Source organism: Allorhizocola rhizosphaerae (genome assembly GCF_003426775.1).
In the GTDB taxonomy this organism is placed as follows: domain Bacteria; phylum Actinomycetota; class Actinomycetes; order Mycobacteriales; family Micromonosporaceae; genus Allorhizocola; species Allorhizocola rhizosphaerae.
The window spans coordinates 1-19,460 of sequence record NZ_QJUG01000159.1; the positions used below are offsets into that span (position 1 = coordinate 1).

A 19,460-nucleotide genomic window follows, 5' to 3' on the forward strand; every position below is an offset into this window, starting at 1 on the left:
GCTGCGGCTGGTTCCGTTCGCGGCTCGGCAGTCGATATCGGCGCTGAGTCGGCAGCGGCGGCAATCGGTGGCGGTGTCCCCGGAGGACCCGTCACACCACCCGCAGCCGATTCTGGTTCCGTGCCAGCCACAGATGGCTCCGGATCCGTGCCGCCCACGGCTGGCAGCGCGCCCCTGTCATCGCCCGTCGAGCCGGCGCCGCTGGGCCCAAGCTGGCTCGCCGCCATCCCGCTCATCGTGGCCACCGCCGCCACGATTGTGCTTTCCATTGCCCCGCAACGGGCCCTGACCCTTTGGCCCTGATCCAACGGCGCGGCTGCGCCGCCACCACCGCTTGGCGGGCCTTCGCCGCGGCATTTTCATAGGAAGCGCGCTCCGCTGGGGTGCCACGTGACGGTCAGCGGTCCGGCTGCCCTGCCGGTCCCGCCGGCCGGTTCACCCGTCGCGCTGGGCTCCGGGCTTCGCCGCTTTCTGCGGCCGCCGTTCATCGTGCCAACCCTGCTGGTCTCGCCGCTTATCGGGCTGGCGCTGGAGGGTGCCGTTGGGGATCGGAAGATGGGAGAATCTCGTTGATCCATTCGAGCAGTCCGTCTCACACAAGGCAGACCCCGCAGAAAGGGCGGACCATGCAGACAACCCCCGCATCCAGGCGCCGCACCACGAGTGTGGCGATCGCGAGCATCGTGGCGCTCGTCCTGGCCGCAATGGTGGACGTGGCCCCGCAGCTGGCCACCGCCAACAACGGCCAGCCCGCGAGCGCGCAGCTGGAACGCCTGCCCGGCGAGCGCGCCAGCGTCATCGAGGTCCGGGTCGCCGACTCCGGCGAGCTTGACCGACTCGTCGCGACCGGCGTGGACCTCGACCATCACGTGACGCGCAAAGAAGACCACATCATCGTGCACGCCGTGGTCACGCCCACCGAGGCGGCCTGGCTGCGCGCACAAGGCTACGCACTCGGCAACACACTCTACGAACCCGACGACTCCGACGCCCGCCTGCGCGAGCGTGACGCGACCATTGCCGCGCACCGCGCCGAAAACGAGGCACTCGCGAAGGCCCAGTCCGACGTCCGCATCATCCGCGCCGACTACTTCACCCAGGGCACGACCCAGGTCCTGTCCGTCGAGGCGAAGTGGGCGGGTGGCCAGACACAGCCGGACACCCTGACCGTCTTGCGCGACAGCGGGCCGGGCACGCCGATCGGCTCCGGTGGCAGCCAGACCATTTCCCGCTTCGTGGACGCGGGCGTCTATCTCTACCACCGTGGCGCGGCGACCGTGACGAGCCGCCCCGACTACATCCAGATCACAAGCCCGACCGGCGGCGTGGCGGTCGCCAAAGTCAAGGAGTGGCTGCCGATCCCGCCCGAGAATCCCGAGGGACCGGGCTACCTCAAGGACTTTGTCACCAGCTACCTGACCCCGACCGAACTGTACGACCGGATTCACCGCCTGGCGGCCGAGTTCCCCGACATCGCCGAGATTGTCGAGCTTCCTCACCGCACCAACGGGTACCGCAGAAAAGCACAGGCAGTCCTCGGCTCCAGCAACGCCACCCGGGTGGCCGTCGATTCGCTCGCCTGGGGTCATGAGGGCGGCAACAACGTCTCCGTGACGTTCGCGGATCCCGGCGCGGCAGACCGGCCGCTTTCGGTTTCTGTGTCCGGCAACGACATCACGGTCAGCCTCGCCACCAACTCGGCGGGCGCCGTGACGAGCACGGCCGCGCAGGTGGCCGCCGCTCTCAATGCGAACGCGGGCACGCTGATCCGCGCCTACACCTATCGCGGCAGCGTCGGCGATGGCGTGGTCGTGCCGGCCGCACGCACCCTGCTCACCGACGCCCTCGACGCACCCGCCACCGTCTCCCGCGAGCCACACCCCGTGTACGCCATCCGCATCGGCAAGTTCCGCGACGGCTCCAAGCCCGGCGTGCTCGCCTACGCCCAGGAACACGCCCGCGAATGGGTCCCACCCCTGGTCACCATCGAGGCCGCCGAGCGCCTGCTGCGCAACTACGGCCACGACGGGCGCACCAAGCAGCTGCTCAACAACCTCGACATCTGGATCGCCCCATCGATCAACCCCGATGGCGGCCACTACTCGTTCTACGACTTCAATTCCCAGCGTCGCAACATGACCAACCACTGCCCGCTGACCGGCGCGGCCGACGGCAACGCGCGCAACGCCTGGGGTGTCGACAACAACCGCAACTACACCGAGTACAGCCTGTTCGACGGCTACTCGGGCGCCTCGACGAGCTGCACCAGCGACGTGTTCGCCGGCCCGGCCGAGCTGTCCGAACCGGAAAACCGCAACCTGGACTGGCTGGCCTCCCGCCCCAACCTCAAGTTCTCCATGAACCTGCACTCCTCCGGCAACTACTTCATGTGGTCGCCGGGTTCATACGCGCTGCCCGGCCGGATCAGCGCCCCCCGGCCCACGCTCGCCGAGGAGTCGTTCTTCTGGGGCGCTTCCGCCCGCATCCTGACCGCCATCAAGCGGCACCGGAACATGGCCGTGACCCCGGCGCGCACGGGCCCGATCTCGGACGTGCTCTATTCGGCGGCCGGAAACTCGGGCGACATGCTCTGGTACAAGTACGGCCTCTACGCCTGGAATTTTGAGGTGGGGACGTCGTTCCAGCCCGCGTGGCCGGAGGCCCGCGAACAAACCATGGAGTTCGCCAACGGCCTGGTCGAACTGTTCCGCGTCGCGCTCGACCACGCCAACGACCACCAGCGGCCGCGCAGCACCGTGCGCACGGCGCGCAGTGCGACCCCCGGCATGGTCGACGTGACGTTCCAGGTGAGCGAGGCATCGGCGATCTTCTACACGATCGACGGCGCCCGCCCGACCTACTCGTCCACGCTCTACGCCTCCGCGGGCATCCGCGAGGGCGGCGAGACCATCACCGTGCCCCACGGCACGGTCGTGCAATGGTTCTCGGTGGACGCGGCCGGCAACGTGGAGAACAACTATCGGCCCGACGGCAGCGGCACGAACTTCCGCCGCGCGCTGATCGTCTCGCCGTAACCGTTGACTGATAGGCGCCGGTGTGCCCGGCGCCTATCAGTATCCCTTGATCTGCGGCCAGTTCAGCTCGACGCCGTCGCGTACCAGATCATCTTGAAAATCTCGCAGCAGCCGCGCGGTCGCATGCACCTGGTGCGGCTCGGTCCCGGTGGCCAGACAGTGTGCGGCAAGCGCCCCGGCCACCTCGCCCACGTTCCACTCGACCGGGTGCAGGCGGTAGCAGCCATTCGTGATGTGCGTGGTGCCGATGTTTTTGCCCGCGGGCAACAGGTTGCGCAGCCGCACGGGAATCAGCGCGCCGAGCGGGATCTGGAACGGGCAGCTCGCGACATCGATGTAGGTGTCGCCGCCCGTCGAGGGATGAAGATCTATGCGGTACATCCCCACGCCGACAGAATCCGGGTAGACCACGGCGCCACGCGTCCCCCGCACGGCAAACGACAGGTCCTGCTCCACCACCGTCCGCTTCGCCAGGATGCGCCGCGACTCCCGGATATACGGCGTCTTCGCCAGCCCATCGGCCGTTCCCATCACGTCCCCGCGCAGCCGCAGCCCCGGCCACCCGGTGCCACCGTCGGGCCGCGGCGCCTCGGTCTGCAGCCAGTAGAGCATGCTGAGGCTGAGTTCCCTTGCCCCGTCAAGGTGTTTGGCGCGCTCCTCCTCGCTCACCCCGATGATCGGGCCCGGCAGGTAATCGATCATCGGCCAGTTCACCACCGTGATGTCGCTTGCCGCGAAGCCGGGCCGCAGCACTCGGCGCGAAAGGATGCGCCGGAACACCCACAGCTCCTTGTCGCCCGGGTCCTTGCTCTGGTCCGCGACGATCGGCCCGGCATCGTCCACATTGGGCACGAACGAGCGCTGGACGGTCTGCAGCGTGCGTGGATCCGGCGCGGTGAGACTGATCAGCGGGCCCGGCCACCCGGGCGGCTGATAGCGCGCCCACGCCGCATAGCCTGGCGGTCGGTCGATGGTGTGGTCCTCACCCGCCCGGTGGTCCACCGCGAAAACCCATGAGAACGCTTGCATGTTGGCGGGTTGGGCCCGCTCCGGTGCGCTCGGCTCTCCCGTCTGGGCGCGCGACTCGAAACCGGTCACGTGCTCTGCTCCCGCCAGCGGGAGCAGATCGCCGAGTTCGGTCGCATCTATCACGTACGGCGCTGTCAACTCTCGCGTGTCCACAGTGGATGCGACCGTGACGCTGGTGATCATGTCACCGGCCACGCTCGCACCGATCGGGCGATAACCGTGCAGCACGCGCAACTGCCCGGCCGCCAGATAGGGCGCGAGCATCGCGTCGAGCACGGCCGCGGCCACCCGCGGCTCGTGGCACAGCCGGCTCACCCGGCCCTCGCCCGGGTTCAGATCGGGCCGGTTTCGTGCCGCGTCGGTGAGCGGATACCACGTGCGGTAGTAGTCGCGGATGCCCTCGCGCAGCGCGCGATAGCTGCGCGTGCAACCGAACTGTTCGATCCACGGGTGCTCGTCCGGCGGTACCCCCTGGCTGGTCAACTGGCCCCCGAGCCAGTCGCTCTCCTCGGTCACCAGCACGGACCTGCCCCGCCGCAGCGCCGCGAGGGCCGCGGCCGCGCCGCCGAGCCCGCCGCCCACGATGAGCACGTCTGCGTTCACTTGCCTACCTCCCCATGGTGTGTATTCAGTTCGAGCGCGGCGTCGAGCAGGCTGCGCGTGTAGTCGTGCCTGGGCGAGCCGAGCACCTCGGTGGCCGGGCCCTCCTCGACCAGCACGCCGCCGCGCATCACCGCGATCCGGTCGGCGATCTGGTGCACCACGCCCAGGTCGTGCGAGATGAACAGCATCGACAGGCGGTGGCGGCGGCGCAGGTCGACCAGCAGGCGCAGGATCTGCGCCTGTACCGAGACGTCCAATGCGGACACCGCCTCGTCGCACACCAGCAACCGGGGCTTGACGGCGAGCGCACGCGCGATGCTGACCCGCTGGCACTGCCCACCGGACAGCTCGTCGGCGCGATGCCGCGCCACACTCGGATCCAGCCCCACGTCTTCGAGCAGCCGATGCACCGCCATCGTCCGATCCCCGGTCGGAGCCGAGTCGGGATGCGTGCGCCACGCCTCATTGATGATCGATGCCACCGACATCAACGGGTTGAGCGAGGATCGCGGGTCCTGGAACACCATCTGGATCGCGCGTTGCCGCGCCTTCGGCCGGCGCGCGACCGGCCCGAGTCGGACGCCGTCGAGCGTGATCGTGCCCGAGTCGGGCCGCTGAAGCCCGACGATCGCACGGGCAACGGTGGTCTTGCCCGAGCCCGACTCTCCGACCAGACCAACGGTTTCGTCGGCCGCCACGCTCAGGCTCACATCATCGACGGCCACAAACCGCTTGAACTTCACGGTCAGCTCGCGCACCTCAATCATGACCGCGACACCTCCCCGGCGAAGTGACACGCGCTCCACCGGCCGTCCGCGACCTGCCTGACCACGGGCTGCTCCGAACGGCACCGCTCACGCGCCAGCGGGCAGCGCGGATGAAACGCACACCCGGCCGGCCGCCGCGCGGGCGAAGCGGGCGCACCCGGCAACGGATGCGCTATCGCCGTCCGAGTCCTCACCGCGGGCACGCTCTGCACCAACGCTCGCGTGTAGGGATGCGCCGGTCGACTCAACACGGCCGAAGTAGGCCCGCGCTCAGCGACACGACCCGCATACATGACGACCACCTGATGCGCCACGTGCGCCACCACCCGCAGATCGTGGCTCACGAGCAACATGGCCAACCCCTCGTCGCGCTGGATCGACCGCAGCAGGCGCAAAATCCGCGCCTGCACGGTCACGTCCAGCGCAGTGGTCGGCTCGTCGGCCAGCAGCAGCGCGGGGTTCCCGGCCAGCGCGAGCGCGATCATCGCCCGCTGCCGCATGCCGCCGGAGAACTCGTGCGGATAGTTGCGCAGCCTGCGCGAAGGCTCCGGGATCCCGGCCCGGTCGAACAGCTCGACCACCCGCCGCCGTACCTCGTCGCGGCGCATCCCCGACCGGCGCAGGATCTCGCCCACCTGACGCCCGATCCGCTGGGTCGGGTTGAGCGCGGCCAACGGATCCTGGAAGATCATGGCGATCTCGCGTCCCCGCAGCCTCCTGCGCCGCCCGGGATCGGCCCGCAGCACGTCCTCCCCGCGCCAGCGCAGCGCGCCGTCGAGCACGGCGCCGCCGGGCAGCAGCCCGATGACCGCGTTGGCGGTCATCGTCTTGCCGCTGCCCGACTCGCCGATGAGCCCGACCGTCGTCGCCTCCGGGATGTCGAACGACACGCCGTCCACGACCCTGAGGACGCCGGCCGGGCTCGGCAGGTCGACGACGAGCCCGGCGACGCTCAACAGAGGACTCAAGACCCCACCTGCAGGCCCGCGAAGCTGGGCAGCCCGTTGGGGTCCGGGGTGAACCCGGAGAGCCGCTTGTTCCAGGCGTAGGCGTGCTTGACCGCCATCGGGAACATGCCCACCGCGTCCTGCCAGATGATCCGGGCCGCCTCGCCATAGAGCCGCACCCGCTCCTTTTCGTCGGCGCTCGCGCCGGCCTGGGCGAGCAACTGGTCGAGCTGCGGGTTGCAGTAGCCGTTGCGCTTGGCGGCGCACGGGTACAGCCGGCCGATGGTGTTGGCCGCGTCCAGGGTGGGATTGGACAGCTGCTGGAAGTTGATGTCCCAGTTCAGTGCGAGCAGGTCCTTGGTGAACACGGCCTGCTCCTTCTCCAGCAGGTCCACCTGCACGCCGATCTTCTGCAACTCCGAGACCACCGCCTGGTTGAACGGCCGGAACTCGGCGTTGGCGAACTGCAGCCGCAGCTTCTGGTTGAAGTCGAATCCGGCCGCCGTCAGGGCGGCCTTCGCCGCCGCCGGGTCGTGGCGAACCGGCTCCTGCTTCACGAACCCAAGCGTGTTCGCCGAAACCACGCCCTCCGACGGCGTGCCCGTCTGCGGGTACAGCTGCTTGATGATGGTCTGGAAGTCGATCGCCTGCCACAGCGCCCGCCGCACGGCGGCCTCCTTCAGCGCGGGGATCGACGAGTTGAACCACATCGTGAACACCGCCGAGCTCTGTACCGTTTGGACGGTGAGGCTCGATTCGCCCTGCACCGCAGGCAGTTGGTCGTCCGGAATGCCCCAGGCGATGTCCACCTCGCCGGTGCGCAGGGCGGTCAGCCGGGCCGCGAGTTCGGGCATCTTGCGCACGGTCACCTTCGACACCTTGGGCGCACCGCCGTAGTGATGCTCGTTGGGCACGAACACGATTTCGTTGGGGCTAAACCTTTCCAGCCTGAACGGGCCGGAGCCGACCGGGCGCTCGAAGAAGGCAGTGTCGTTGGCCGTGACCCCCGAGGGGAGCACGAAAAACACCGCGAGCTTGCGCGGGATCGCCGCGTCCGGCTTCGGCGCCTTCAGCACCACCTCGGTGTCCGATGTAGACGCCAAGGTGTACCCGGGAAAGTTCGCCGAGTTGGTGCCCTTCAGGTCGATGAACCGCTTGAAGGAGTCCACGATGTCCTTGGCGGTGACGGGCTTGCCGTCGCTGAACTTCACCCCCTGCCGCAGGGTGAACGTCCACTCCGAGGCGGTCGGGTCCGACTTCCACGCCGTGGCCAGGTCGCCCTCCAGCGTGCCGTCGGGTTTCACGCGTAACAGCCGGCTGAAGATGGCCTGTTCCGCCATCTGTGGTCCGGTCCCGCCGCCTTGCGGCCCGTGCGGGTCGATGCTGTCTATCGGATAGGTACCGGCGACGACGACTTCGGTCGAGCCGGAGCCCGCCGTGCCGCCGGTCGTTGTCGTGCACGCGCTGAGCGCCAAGGCTGCGACGGCGACGATGGCCAGTGATCTTCTCATGAGCGTCTTCCCCTCTGTCCGTACCGTGCGGTGAGCTGGTCCCCGAGGATTCCGATGTTGACGATCAGCAATGACAGGGCGATTCCGGGCAGCGCCGAGATCCACCAGGCGGTGGCCAGGTACTGCTTGCCGTTGGCGATGGTCTGCCCCCACGACACGGCCGAGTTCGGCAGGCCGATGCCGAGGAAGCTCAGGCCCGCCTCGGCCAGGACGACGAGCGCGAACTCCAGCGTGGCCAGGGCGACCACCGGACCGGCCGTGAACGGGAGGATGTGCCGCACGAGGATGGAAATCCTTGGCACGCCGAGCACCCGTGCCGCCTGCACCCACGCACGCTCCCTTGTGGACAGAGCGATGCCGCGCGTCACGCGGGCAAAGGAGATCCAGGCCGTCGCGGACAGCGCGGTGACGACGACCAGGACGCTGCGCTCGAACGCCCCCGCGATGACGATGGTCAGCAGGATCGCGGGGAACGCGAGCAGGATGTCGATGCCGCGAGCGAGCACGGTGTCGAGCCATCCCCGGAAGTACCCGGCGACCGTGCCGATGGCCACGCCGATGACGCACGAGACCACCACCGTCGCGAGTCCAATCACAACGGACGTGCGTGCGCCGTAGACGACCTGCGCCAGCACATCACGCCCGAGCCCGTCGGTGCCCAGCCACGCGATGCCGGTCGAGACCTGCGACCCGGGTCCGCGCAGCCGGTCTTCGAGCGAGGCGCGCACCGGGTTGTAGTCGATGAACAGCGGGCCGAGCCCACCGACCAGCGCATAAATCGCGAGCACCACATAGGGGATCCGCCTCACACCGCACCGTCCAGCCGGATGCGCGGGTCGAGTTGCGAGTACACCAGATCCGTGACGAGGTTGAACAGCATGACGATCCCGGCGATCAGAAACGTGGCCGCCTGCACCACCGCATAGTCGCGATTGGACACCGCGTCCACGATCAGCGAGCCGAGACCCGGCCAGGCGAACACGTTCTCCACGATGACCGCCCCGCCCATGAGCCCGCCCATGTGCAGGCCGACCACGGTCACCACCGGGATGAGCGAGTTGCGCAGCGCGTGCCCGGCGAGCACCTGCCGCTCGGTGAGGCCCTTCGACCGCGCGGTCTGGATGTAGGGCTCGCCCATCGTCTCCGCCACGCTGGTCCGGGTCAGCCGGGCCACGATGGCTGTGAACGGCAGGGCGAGCGTGACCGACGGCAACACCAGATGCGCGGGCGTGCCGGCCCCCGCGCTTGGCAGCATCCGGAACGCGAGCGCGAACGCGAGAATCAGCATGATGCCAACCCAGAACGTCGGAAACGACTGGAGGGCGATCGTGCACGCCGACACGATGCGATCCACGATGCTGCCGGGGCGGCTGCCCGCCAGCAGGCCGAGCGCCAGCCCGACCACGACGGCGATCGCGGTGGACGTGAGCATCAGCTCGGCCGTGGCCGGGACGCGCTCCAGCACCTCCGGCATCGCCGGCTGGCCCAGCAGATAGGACCTGCCGAAGTCGAGCCGCGCGACATCCGTGAGGTAAGTCAGGTATTGGCTCAGCAGTGGCCGGTCGAGCCCGAGCGACGCGGTGAGCTCGGCGATCTGCTCGGCGCTCGCGTCCGTGCCGAGCAGGATCGTCACCGGATCTCCGGGCGCGACGCGCACGATCAGGAAGATCAGCGACGCCGCGCCCCACATCACCAGCACGCCGGTGAGGAGCCGTTTGACGATGACCCTAAACATCTTTAAAGATTTCCGTTTGTACCCGATCGGCGCCCGGCAGTTCGATTACGATCACGCCGCCGTGGCGAACCGGCACGACGGCCGGAGCCGCGTCACCGATCCTGACCTTCACCGTGTCGCCCGCACCGGTCGGCACACCAAGCGAAATCGATCCAGGACCGCCGACCACTGCCCGCACGATCTCCGATGACCGCTCGTAATCCGCCACGACCGTCGTTTGTGGAGCATCGATCAGCAGCGCGCCGTCGAGCGTGACCCGCAACCGCTCGCCCGCCGACACGCTCAGCTTTCCTTCCCGCAACACCAGATTGGTCAGTGAGGCGTCCTGCCCCGGGTGGGCGAACCGCCACCCGCTCACCCGCGCGTCGGCCATCTCCTGCATGGCCAGGTATGCCAACAGGTTGCCCCAGCTGAGCAGGAAGTCGGACCGGGCCTCGAACGGGTGGATGTCCTCATCCGGGCTGGAGAAGTAGTTCTCGTGCACATGACTGTGCTCCTCCCACTCCTGCCGGAACATCGCCAGGTGCTCGTCCACGATGCGTGTCACGTGGTCGCGCATCCCGTACCGGCGCAACCCTTCCACCACAAGGAAGGAGATCGGACCCCAGATCCGCCCGCGCATGTAGTGCCGGTTGTAGCCCGGATCGCTGCGCGACACGCTGGGCAGGGGCGGCGACCCGCCCAACAGCTCCGGCACGAGCAACGTCTCGACGTTGCGCCGTGCCCGCTCGGGTGAGGAGATCCCGGCCAGCAACGGGTAGAGACTTGTCGGCGCCAGATGGATGTCAAACGACCCGTCGCCCTTGCGATTGCGATAGTGCCCCGACGCCTCGTCCCAGAACACGTCCTCCACCCGCCGCCGCGCCTCAGCCAGCCCGGCTCGCAACCGTGCCGCCGTTTCCTTGTCGCCCAAGCGATCGGCGATGTGCGCGAGCGCCTCGCTGTCGGCCGCGTGCAGCGCGTTGAGCCCGACGTCCGCGAGGTCCATGGTGTGCGTAACCGGGTCGTACTGGATGTCGTCGTACATCGGCGAGTCGTCCAATCCCGACTCCCGCCGTGTGCTGTCCACCGTGGCCGACTTGGGATCGCCAGTCGGGTCGGATCCCCACGCGAGCATCCCGTGCCTTCCGCGCCGTGCGCGCGGCCACCAGTCGTGCCACCGCAGCAAAGGCTCGTATGCCTGCGAAAGCAGGCTGACATCGCGAGTCTCGTCGGACAGGCCCGTGCTCAGATAGGATTTGAACATCGTGTATGCGCCCACAGGCGGTTGCGACCGGTCGTCGGTGCGCCCACGCTCGTCGGACACGCGGTTGGGCACGAACCCGCCGGGCGTGAGCTGTTCCAGCATCTGGTCGTAGATCCCGCGCGCATAGTCGTGGTCGATCCAGGTCGCGGTCAGCCCGCAGAAGAACGTGTCCCAGCCGTGCAGGGCCCACGTGCCATAGAACCCGCCGCGCGCCGCATGGACGAAGTCACGCGAGGTGGGCGTGATGACCCGGCCCAGGTCCGTACGGATGACCGTGTTCCAGGTGAGCGCGCGCTGATAGCCCTCCGCCGACCGTCCCAGCCATCCGGAGCTGCCGATGGCGGCACTCTCTGCCCGCTCCCGCGCCGCCTCGAAGTCAAAGCCGTTGGGGTCAAACGGCTCCGGCGCCCAGGCAAACCGCAGGACTCCCGGTGCGGGCGACGATTGGGACACGCTCCAGCGATACTCGCCCGAGTCGGGCCCCGCCCCCGGCAGGCGATCCTCGATCAAATGCGCGGTGTATCCCGGCTCGCTTATCTCGACCAGCCCACACAACACATCCGGGTACGGATTTGTGAACACCAGCCGCACCAATGCTTCCTCGACGCGCACGGTCACCTCGGCGTACTCGCCGTCGACCGTGTGGTGGCCCAGCCGTTCGAGCCCGCGCCGCCACGTGAAGTCGTCGATGATCCGGCCGTCGGGGGTCCCGACGCCCACCCGCACGCGCACACCGGACGGCAGGTGCGCGGCGGCGGTGTGGTACTGCGTGTCCCAAGTGTTCCAGTCTCTTGCTACAGGCCGGGTCATCGTCGCGAGGTTCCTTCCGTGGGTGGGCCGACGGTCGCGCCGGGCGTGAGCGGGCAGCTGACGTTTTCGCTCTGTGCGGTCGTTTCGGGATCTTCAAGCAGCTGCACCAGCAGCCGGGTGGCCTGCCTGCCCATGTGCTCGCGCGGCACCACCAAACCGGTCCAGTCGGTCTCACCGCCGCGCGCACCCGTGGAGTCACCGAGCACGGCGATGCTCAGGTCTTCGGGCACCGACAGATCCCGCCGCCGCGCACAGGCCAGGATCTCCTCGGCGAGCAGCTGCTGTTCCGCGACCACACCGGTCACGCCACCACGCACCATCTCGCCGACGAGCCCGTCCACTTCGGACAGCGATTCGAGCGTCCACACCGGACCGGCGAGCCGCCGCGCCGCGGCGCGGCGAAAACCCTTCTCGCGGTCGCGGCTTGGCAAGGCGTCCGCATCACCCAACCGCGCGTAGGCCACGCGCTCGTGGCCCAGCTCAAACAGGCGCTCGGTGAGCTGTTGCGTCGCCCCCGTGTAGTCGGCCGCCACGTAGGACACCGGCGCGCCCGATACCTCGCGGTGTCCAACGTAGACAAACGGATATCCGGAGTCGCGCAGCCGCTCGATCTCCTCAAGGTTGGGATCGCGGCCCAGAAGCAATGCGCCGTCGGCGAGTGCGAGCCGGGTCGACCCGTCCCGGAATATCTGGCGCCCGCCGCCCGCGCTGGTGAACAGCAGCAGGTCGTATCCGAGCTCGGCCGCCTCCTGCTCCATGCCGAGCAGGAACGGGAAGTAGAAGTCGTGGCTGGTGGTCGGGAACACGGGCTCGAACGTGTAGACGCCGATGATGCGGTTGTGCCCACCCGCGAGCGAGCGCGCCGACGGGTTGGCGACGTAACCCCACTCGCGCATCACATTCAGCACACGCTGGCGGGTCGACGGGCTGATCCGCACGTCGGCGTCGCGCTCGTTGAGCACCAGCGAAACCGTGGCCTGGCTGACCCCGGCGAGGCGCGCGATGTCGGCCTGCGTCGGCCTCCGCGCCGGTCGAGGGCTCATGCGGCCTCCTGCTAATGCGTCATAGCGATCACGGAGCCCATAGTTTCGACGCAGTGTCTGCGAGATGTCAATACGTTTCATCCATGTGGCCAATTCGTTTCACTAATACCTATTAGCATCTGGCGATTCGATCACGGCACCGGTAGCGTCCCGGAGAACTCCCCGGAGGGAAGCCATGCCCACACACGCCGACCATCCCGTCGCCGGGGTGACCATCCCGCTCGTCACCGCGCTCGACGAGCGCGGGCGGCCCGACGCGGCAGCCGTGCAACCGTTGCTGGCGCACGTCGCGGCGGCCGGCATCACGACGCTGATGCTCGCCGGAACCAACGGGGAAGGCCCGCTGTTGAGCGACGGCGACGTCCGGGCCTACACGGCCGACGTGTCGGCGCGGTGGCGCGAGCTGGTCGGAGAGCGTGCGCGGGTCACGGTCACGGTGGCCGGGGCCGGGACACGCGAGACGTTGCACCGCATCGAAGGCCTCGCAGACGTCGAGCTCGACGCGGTGGTCGCGTTGGCCCCGTTCTACTTCCGGCACACCGAGCACGAGCTGCTCGCCCACTTTCGGGCGATCGCCGCGCAGGGCCGTCCGGTCGTGGTCTACAACAGCCCCGGCTACACCGGCAACGCGTTCACCGTCCCGCTCATGCGGAGCCTCATTGAGGTACCGGAAATCATTGGTCTCAAAGACAGTTCAGGAGACCTCGCGCTGCTCGGACAGTTCTGTGCGCTAGCGAAGCAGAGGCCCGATTTCCGTGTGGCACAGGGCGTCGAGTGGCGCATGGCCGACGCGTTGCAAGCTGGAGCGGCCGGTGTGGTGCCGGGCGTCGGCATGCTCGCGCCCGCCCTGTGCGTGGAGTTGTTCCGGCACGGCGTGCGCGGCGACCACACCGAAGCGGCACGCCTGCAACGCGAGGTCGACGAACTGGCGGCGCTGTTTGCCATCCGGCCCGGCTGCAGCGGCGTCGTGGCCACCAAATCCGCACTGCACCTGCTGGGGCTCTGCCCTCCGCACGCCGCACCACCTTTTCAGCCATACACGGAAGACGAACTCGCCGCTGTCAAAGACGTTCTAAGGAGAATCCGATGAGCTCCCCGATCAGCAGACGGACGTTCACCCTCGGCGTCGTGGCCGGCACGGCCGCACTCGCCCTGCCATCCCGTGCGCTTGCGACGACCGCCGCGTTCTTCGAAGAGACCACGCTGTGGGACTCCGCCGTGGATCCGCTCGCGAGCTATCACGTGCACGGGTTGGCCGTGCTGCCCGACGACACCGTGCTCGCGTGCATCGAGGGCCGGCACGAGACGTGCGACGCCGGCCCGCACGACCTGTTGCTGCGGCGCAGCACCGATGGCGGGCGCACGTGGACGCCGTCGGAGACCATCGTGCAGACCGTGGACGGGCAGACCTGGGCCAACCCCACCTTCGTCGTCGATCATGAGACCGGCGAGGTGTTCCTGTTCCACAACAATTGCGTGCGGCTGCCGGAAAACACGAGCTGTTCCGCCGACTCCAGCACCTTCTATGTCATGTCCAGTACCGACGGCGGCGTCACGTGGAGCGAGCGGCGCGACCTGACTGGCCTGTTCGCCCACTTCCCGTACGACTGGGCGATGCACGGCGCCGGTCCCGGCCACGGCATCCAGCTCCACTCGGGCAGGCTGCTGGTGAGCGTGTCGCATCGCACGATCATCACGGGCGTGCCGACCAGCCGGCGCAACTATGGCGTGTCCTGTGTGTACAGCGACGACCACGGGCGCACCTGGCACTCCGGTGACGCGGTGCCGATGGGTTCGGACTACCCGACCGTGGGCGAAGCCAGATTGGTGGAGCGCTCGGACGGTACCGTAATCATGAACAGCCGGCCGGGATCCGGCCAGAACTGGCCCCGCAGCGTCGCTGTCAGTCAGGACGGCGGCCTCACCTGGTCGGTGCCCCGCAACGACAACGGCGCCGGGCTGTTCAACGGCGTCGACGCCGCGCTGATCCGCTACACGGGCGGCCCGCGCAGCCGTGACGTCGACCGCATGCTGTTCAGCCGGCCGGACGCGCCGATGCGGTGGAACATGACCGTGTCGGTGAGCTACGACGAGGGCGACTCGTTCCGCTACAGCCGCGTCGTCTCGCCGGGCCGCTCCTTCTATTCGGATCTGGCGCGCCTGTCCGACGGCACGATCATCCTGCTCTACGGCGCGGATGGCGAGCTCGATGGCAGCCCGCGACGGCTCGCCGCCGCCCGGTTCAACCTGGAGTGGCTCACGCAGGGCCGCGACACCCTGGCCACCGGCCCGGCCCTGAGCCAGCACGCGCACGATCTCGGCCATGCGGCACCGCCCGCCCGCGTGTCGGGTGGCACCATGACCGTTGTCCGGGAGGCCACCGCGCGGAGGGGTGCCCGTGCCGCATACCAGCCCAGCGCCGTCGGCGATTACATCGAGTATCCCTTCGCCGTCGGCCCCGATGGGACCCACGAACTGTGGCTGCGCTACTTCCGCACACTCGACGGTGGGCTCGTCACGGTCACCGTGGACGGCAAGACCCCGCGCAACTCCACTTTGGACATGACCGCGTGGCGTAACGACGGCTACGACGTCGTGCGGCTGGACACGCTCTATCTGCGGCCGGGACTGCACACCATCCGGTTCACGCTCGCCGGTCCGGGGCGCGGCGGCGGCACGGCGATGTCGCTCGATGAGCTGAGCCTCGTGCAGGCGCCTTCTCCAGCCGATGTCCGGGAGGAGGTGACCGTCGACAACGGGGATTTCGGGTTCCAGATCGTGTCGGGCTCGTGGCCCAGCAGCCGGGGCGTGCCAGGGTATTACGGCTTTAATTACCTGTCGCACGCGAAGGGCACGGGCGCGAGCGCCGTGCGGTGGTGGCCGGTGATCCCCGGTGACGACGACTACGAGGTGCTCGTTTCCTATTCGGCGGGGACCAACCGGGCGACCAACGCGACGTATGTCGTCAACCACGCCGGAGGCAGCACACCCGTCGCCGTCAACCAGCGGATCGCGGGCACGGCCGAACCGCGTGGGGGCCAATGGGTTTCGCTCGGTGTGTTTGCCTTCCGCGCCGGGCTCGGCAGCGATATCGTGCTCACCGATGCCGCCGACGCGGTGGTCGTCGCCGATGCGGTGCGGTTGCGGCGGAAGGCGAGCCGATGACAGGCCCCGTTGGCCCACGCCCCTCCGCGCCGGTCGCGTTGCGGCCATTGCCGTTTACGGCTGCGCGCCTGGCGGGCGGGTTCTGGGCGAGGCGCGCCGCGGCCAATCGCGCGGCGATTCCCGTTGGGTACCAGAGACTGAAGGAAGCAGGAAGCATCGGCAACCTGCGGATCGCCGCGGGGGAGGGGGACGGCACGGCCACGGGCGCGAGCTTCAGGGATTCCGATGTGTACAAGTGGCTGGAGGCGGCGGCCTGGGAGCACGGGCGTTCGCCGGATGAGCGGCTGCTGGAGCGGATTCGCGAGCTGAGCCGGACCATCGCGGCGGCACAACAGGAGGACGGCTACCTCAACTCGGCCATCCAGGTGCGCGGGGAGGAGCGATATGCGCAACTGTGGATGAGCCACGAGCTTTACTGCGCCGGGCATCTCATGCAGGCTGCCATGGCGGTGGCGCGGGCGACCGGCGAGACCGAGCTGCTGGAGGTCGCCGTCAAGTTCGGGGATCACCTGGCGGCGACCTTTGGGCCCGACGGGCGCTCCGAATTGGACGGTCACCCGGTCGTGGAGATGGGGCTGGTCGAGCTGTACCGGCAGACGGGTGAGCGCCGATATCTCGACCTGGCAACGCACTTCGTCGACGCGCGTGGGCACGGGCGGGCGGTCAAGCCCGGGTTCGACCCCTCGCACTACGGAGATCCGGCGCACTACTCGGATCGCGTGCCGGTGCGGAAGGCGCGCACGGTGGAAGGCCACGCCGTGCGGTCCGTGTACTTCGTCGCGGGCGCAACGGATGTGGCCATCGAGACCGGTGATGCGGAGCTGCTCGCGGCCGTGCGCGGGTTGTACGAGGCGATGCGCAACGAGAAGCAACACGTCACGGGCGCGATCGGGTCGCGGTGGGACGGCGAGGCGTTCGGCGAGCCGTTCGAGCTTCCGCCCGATCGGGCGTATGCCGAGACCTGCGCGGCGATCGGCGCGATTCAATGGGCGTGGCGGCTGCTGCTCGCGACCGGTGAGGCCGGATACGCCGACCAGATCGAGCTGATGCTGTACAACGCCGTGCTGCCAGCGGTTTCGCTGGACAGTGCGGATTACTTCTACGTCAACACGTTGCACCGGCGGACCGGGGCGCACGGCGATCTGGAGCGCTCACCGGCGCACGGGCGGCGGCCATGGTTCAATTGCGCGTGCTGTCCGCCCAACGTCATGCGCACGTTGGCCAGCTTGCCCGCTTATCTGGCCACGGGGTCGGGCGGCTCGCTTCAGATTCACCAATACGCTGCGGGTTCGCTTGCTTCGGAAGGGTTCGCCGTCGACGTCGACACGGATTACCCATGGGACGGGGAGATCGCGGTGACCGTGCGGCAGGCACCGGCACACGAGGTCGAGCTGTCGCTGCGGGTGCCCGCCTGGGCTTCCGGGTCCACTTTGGACGGCCAGCCGGTCACGCCCGGCGCGTATGCCCGGATCCGGCGCACCTTCACCGCGGGCGAGCGCGTGACCCTCTCGCTCCGGCTGCCCGCACGGCTGTTGGCCCCCAACGACCGGATGGACTCACTGCGTGGCTGCGTCGCCGTGGCCCGTGGGCCACTCGTGTACGCGATCGAACAGCCCGATCAGCCGTCGGGCGTGACGCTGGAAGACATCCGCATCGACCCGAGCGCGCCACTGCGGGCCGAACACCGCCCCGATCTACTCGGCGGCGTCACCGTCGTGCACGGCTCGGGCACAGTGATCACCGCTCTACCCGACACGCCCTACCACCCGCACGGCCAACCGCCCCCTCCCGCACAACCCATACCGCTCACGCTCATCCCGTACTACGCCTGGTCCAACCGCGGCCCCCACCCCATGCGCGTCTGGATCCCGGCCGGCTGAGCGACCGCGGGACCCCTCCCGCGCTACCCGTGACAAGCTCGCCGCAGCGGCTTTCGCCGGCGAGCTTGTCACGGGAGGGTCTTCATGACGATCGCCTGCATCGACGTGGCAGATCTCATCGACGCCATCAACGGGTTACGGGGGCGGATAGTCGGCATGCTCGCCGACTACCCGGCCCCGCCGGCACGAACACGCGAGATCCGAAGCGACGTCGACGCCGTCCTCACCCCGCCCACGGCCCGACGCCTCGACCCCTTCGACGACCCTCTCGACTCGCCGGAGAGTCCGGCCGCAGCCGAGGACACCTTGGTTCGGCACCGTAGGCGGGGTCAGCCACTTCGACGGCAACTGGAAGTCCTTCACTCGCGACGACGGCTTTGCCGAAACCTCGTGCCTGGAAGCCATCAGGCCAGCACGGCGCAGCGCCTCACCAGCCCGACTCGTGAAGGAGCGTTCATGAAGTACCGAACCCGCCTCCCAGCAGCCATCCTGCTCGTGCTCGCGGGCGCGTGCGGCTCACCGGAAGCCCGCGACGCCACCTCCACCGACCCGCCCGCTGTCACCACCACCACGCCGTCGCCATCCCCGGCCATCACGTCCGCCGCGGACGGGGCCAATCTCGATGCCTGCGCAGACGGCACCTGCGAGGTCCGCCTCGACGCCCCGGCCACCATCGCCGTGGACAAGACATTCGGAGTCGACGTGCTGCGAGTCGTATCGTTCACCCAAACCGAAGTAACGTTCGACGTTGTCGACGCTCCAGGCGGCGGCTTTTCCTTCGGCTGCGACCACGAAAGCTGTGCCATGTCCGTCACGGGGGCGTCCATTGCCAGCCCGGCCAGGGGGACAGGCTCAGCATCAACCAACGCCCGCATAACCGCGAACCGCCTAGTCGTCGAGGTAGTCGCAGTCTCTGACACATACACCATCCTGAGACTCACCCCCGCTTCCGGCTGACCACCCACACCACACATCGGCTCGCCGGCCCCACGCCCCAATTCCGTGCCCGTTGGCGTTTGGCCCTCAGTCCGGCATTTCGTCTTCTTGGCTAGCGGGCTGGTCGTCGTCCGCGATGACGGTGTAAGGCAATTCGCTTTCCTGCGTTGGCACGAGCTTCCACCCACGTGGCAGTTCCACGTTGAACTTGAACCGCGCTCCGATCAGGAGTGCGTCGCCGTGGAACCGCACCCCATTCAGGTAGGCGGCGCTGCGGAACTGCGCCTCGTCCAGGCACACACGGCCGTGGAACTGCGCCCCACTCAGATACGCGACGTCGTGAAACTGCGCCGCGCGCAGGTCGGCCAGTTCGTGGAACCGCGCCCCAGTCAGGGTCGCGACACCGTGAAACTGCGCCCGGCCCAGGTCCACGATACCGTGAAACTGCGCCTCGCTCAGCTCCGCGCCGCTGTGGAACTGCGCCCTGGTCAGGTACACGACGAGGTGGAACTGCGTTGCGTGCAGGTACGCGACACCGTGAAACTGAGTCCCGCGCAGGTCCGCGCCGCCATGAAGCTGCGCCCAACGCATGGACGTGACGCCGTGGAGGTGGGTCTGTTTCAGTAACGGTGTTTCCGGCGGATCTTCAGTAGTTCTCGGCGGCCGGGAACCGGTCACCGAACGTGATGGCGAAAGCGTTGAGGACTGGCTTCCAACGCACCGCCCATCGGGTCTTGCCGGTACCGGTCGGAT

15 protein-coding genes are annotated in these 19,460 nt (G+C 68.6%); 6 read left to right on the forward strand and 9 right to left on the reverse strand.

Translation table 11 applies throughout. The features are described from left to right. The first annotated feature begins 120 nt into the window (after positions 1-120). Together DM816_RS42985 and DM816_RS28615 are read left to right on the forward strand one after the other, a co-directional pair. Positions 121-303, forward strand: a complete 183-nt coding sequence (locus tag DM816_RS42985; RefSeq protein WP_162907932.1) for a hypothetical protein — start codon at positions 121-123, stop codon at positions 301-303. Positions 304-626: 323 nt separating this feature from the next. Then, positions 627-3,035, forward strand: coding sequence for a M14 family metallopeptidase (locus DM816_RS28615; RefSeq protein ID WP_117213497.1), 2,409 nt, complete (start codon positions 627-629; stop codon positions 3,033-3,035). Between the two features lie 36 nt (positions 3,036-3,071). On the opposite strand, the gene DM816_RS28620 is transcribed toward DM816_RS28615, so the two are convergent. The 8 genes from DM816_RS28620 to DM816_RS28655 are packed head-to-tail and all read right to left on the reverse strand — an operon-like array spanning position 3,072 to position 12,726. Beyond that, the gene (locus DM816_RS28620) at positions 3,072-4,667 is read right to left on the reverse strand and encodes an FAD-dependent oxidoreductase (protein ID WP_117213498.1); all 1,596 of its coding nucleotides are present in this window, start codon (positions 4,665-4,667) and stop codon (positions 3,072-3,074) included. Then, on the reverse strand, positions 4,664-5,434 hold the full coding sequence (locus tag DM816_RS28625) for an ABC transporter ATP-binding protein (protein ID WP_211588896.1): 771 nt from the start codon (positions 5,432-5,434) through the stop codon (positions 4,664-4,666). The genes DM816_RS28620 and DM816_RS28625 overlap by 4 nt, the downstream gene beginning before the upstream one ends. After that, a complete protein-coding gene (locus DM816_RS28630; RefSeq protein WP_117213500.1) occupies positions 5,431-6,402 on the reverse strand; it encodes an ABC transporter ATP-binding protein in 972 nt (323 codons plus the stop codon). The genes DM816_RS28625 and DM816_RS28630 overlap by 4 nt, the downstream gene beginning before the upstream one ends. Next, positions 6,399-7,892: an ABC transporter substrate-binding protein gene (locus DM816_RS28635; protein WP_117213501.1), complete on the reverse strand. Its 1,494-nt coding sequence runs from the start codon at positions 7,890-7,892 to the stop codon at positions 6,399-6,401. The genes DM816_RS28630 and DM816_RS28635 overlap by 4 nt, the downstream gene beginning before the upstream one ends. Beyond that, on the reverse strand, positions 7,889-8,701 hold the full coding sequence (locus tag DM816_RS28640) for an ABC transporter permease (RefSeq protein WP_117213502.1): 813 nt from the start codon (positions 8,699-8,701) through the stop codon (positions 7,889-7,891). Before DM816_RS28640 ends, DM816_RS28635 begins: the two co-directional genes overlap by 4 nt. Then, entirely contained in the window at positions 8,698-9,627 is a 930-nt protein-coding gene (locus tag DM816_RS28645) for an ABC transporter permease (protein ID WP_117213503.1), read from the reverse strand. Before DM816_RS28645 ends, DM816_RS28640 begins: the two co-directional genes overlap by 4 nt. Then, the gene (locus tag DM816_RS28650; protein ID WP_117213504.1) at positions 9,620-11,683 is read right to left on the reverse strand and encodes an amylo-alpha-1,6-glucosidase; all 2,064 of its coding nucleotides are present in this window, start codon (positions 11,681-11,683) and stop codon (positions 9,620-9,622) included. Before DM816_RS28650 ends, DM816_RS28645 begins: the two co-directional genes overlap by 8 nt. Continuing rightward, positions 11,680-12,726, reverse strand: coding sequence for a LacI family DNA-binding transcriptional regulator (locus tag DM816_RS28655; protein ID WP_117213505.1), 1,047 nt, complete (start codon positions 12,724-12,726; stop codon positions 11,680-11,682). The genes DM816_RS28650 and DM816_RS28655 overlap by 4 nt, the downstream gene beginning before the upstream one ends. Before the next feature lie 175 nt (positions 12,727-12,901). On the opposite strand from DM816_RS28655, the gene DM816_RS28660 reads away from it, so the two are divergent. The 4 genes from DM816_RS28660 to DM816_RS42990 all read left to right on the forward strand — a co-directional run bounded on the left by DM816_RS28660 (position 12,902) and on the right by DM816_RS42990 (position 18,728). Continuing rightward, positions 12,902-13,816 carry a dihydrodipicolinate synthase family protein gene (locus DM816_RS28660; protein WP_117213506.1) on the forward strand — a complete coding sequence of 305 codons (915 nt, stop codon included), beginning with the start codon at positions 12,902-12,904 and terminating at the stop codon, positions 13,814-13,816. Beyond that, positions 13,813-15,891, forward strand: a complete 2,079-nt coding sequence (locus DM816_RS28665; RefSeq protein ID WP_117213507.1) for a golvesin C-terminal-like domain-containing protein — start codon at positions 13,813-13,815, stop codon at positions 15,889-15,891. The genes DM816_RS28660 and DM816_RS28665 overlap by 4 nt, the downstream gene beginning before the upstream one ends. Then, positions 15,888-17,771 carry a glycoside hydrolase family 127 protein gene (locus DM816_RS28670; RefSeq protein ID WP_117213508.1) on the forward strand — a complete coding sequence of 628 codons (1,884 nt, stop codon included), beginning with the start codon at positions 15,888-15,890 and terminating at the stop codon, positions 17,769-17,771. Before DM816_RS28665 ends, DM816_RS28670 begins: the two co-directional genes overlap by 4 nt. Positions 17,772-18,227: 456 nt before the next feature. After that, on the forward strand, positions 18,228-18,728 hold the full coding sequence (locus tag DM816_RS42990; protein ID WP_162907933.1) for a hypothetical protein: 501 nt from the start codon (positions 18,228-18,230) through the stop codon (positions 18,726-18,728). Positions 18,729-18,794: 66 nt separating this feature from the next. Here DM816_RS42990 and DM816_RS28680 read toward each other — a convergent pair whose 3' ends face one another. Beyond that, positions 18,795-19,298, reverse strand: a complete 504-nt coding sequence (locus DM816_RS28680; RefSeq protein WP_117213510.1) for a pentapeptide repeat-containing protein — start codon at positions 19,296-19,298, stop codon at positions 18,795-18,797. Positions 19,299-19,460 lie beyond the last annotated feature (162 nt).

Coding starts and splice junctions, on each gene's coding strand:
- DM816_RS28615 (WP_117213497.1), top strand. CDS start 627: ATGCAGACAACCCCCGCATCCAGGCGCCGCACCACGAGTGTGGCGATC.
- DM816_RS28625 (WP_211588896.1), bottom strand. CDS start 5,434: ATGATTGAGGTGCGCGAGCTGACCGTGAAGTTCAAGCGGTTTGTGGCC.
- DM816_RS28635 (WP_117213501.1), bottom strand. CDS start 7,892: ATGAGAAGATCACTGGCCATCGTCGCCGTCGCAGCCTTGGCGCTCAGC.
- DM816_RS28645 (WP_117213503.1), bottom strand. CDS start 9,627: ATGTTTAGGGTCATCGTCAAACGGCTCCTCACCGGCGTGCTGGTGATG.
- DM816_RS28650 (WP_117213504.1), bottom strand. CDS start 11,683: ATGACCCGGCCTGTAGCAAGAGACTGGAACACTTGGGACACGCAGTAC.
- DM816_RS28655 (WP_117213505.1), bottom strand. CDS start 12,726: ATGAGCCCTCGACCGGCGCGGAGGCCGACGCAGGCCGACATCGCGCGC.
- DM816_RS28660 (WP_117213506.1), top strand. CDS start 12,902: ATGCCCACACACGCCGACCATCCCGTCGCCGGGGTGACCATCCCGCTC.
- DM816_RS28665 (WP_117213507.1), top strand. CDS start 13,813: ATGAGCTCCCCGATCAGCAGACGGACGTTCACCCTCGGCGTCGTGGCC.
- DM816_RS28670 (WP_117213508.1), top strand. CDS start 15,888: ATGACAGGCCCCGTTGGCCCACGCCCCTCCGCGCCGGTCGCGTTGCGG.
- DM816_RS42990 (WP_162907933.1), top strand. CDS start 18,228: ATGAAGTACCGAACCCGCCTCCCAGCAGCCATCCTGCTCGTGCTCGCG.
- DM816_RS28680 (WP_117213510.1), bottom strand. CDS start 19,298: ATGCGTTGGGCGCAGCTTCATGGCGGCGCGGACCTGCGCGGGACTCAG.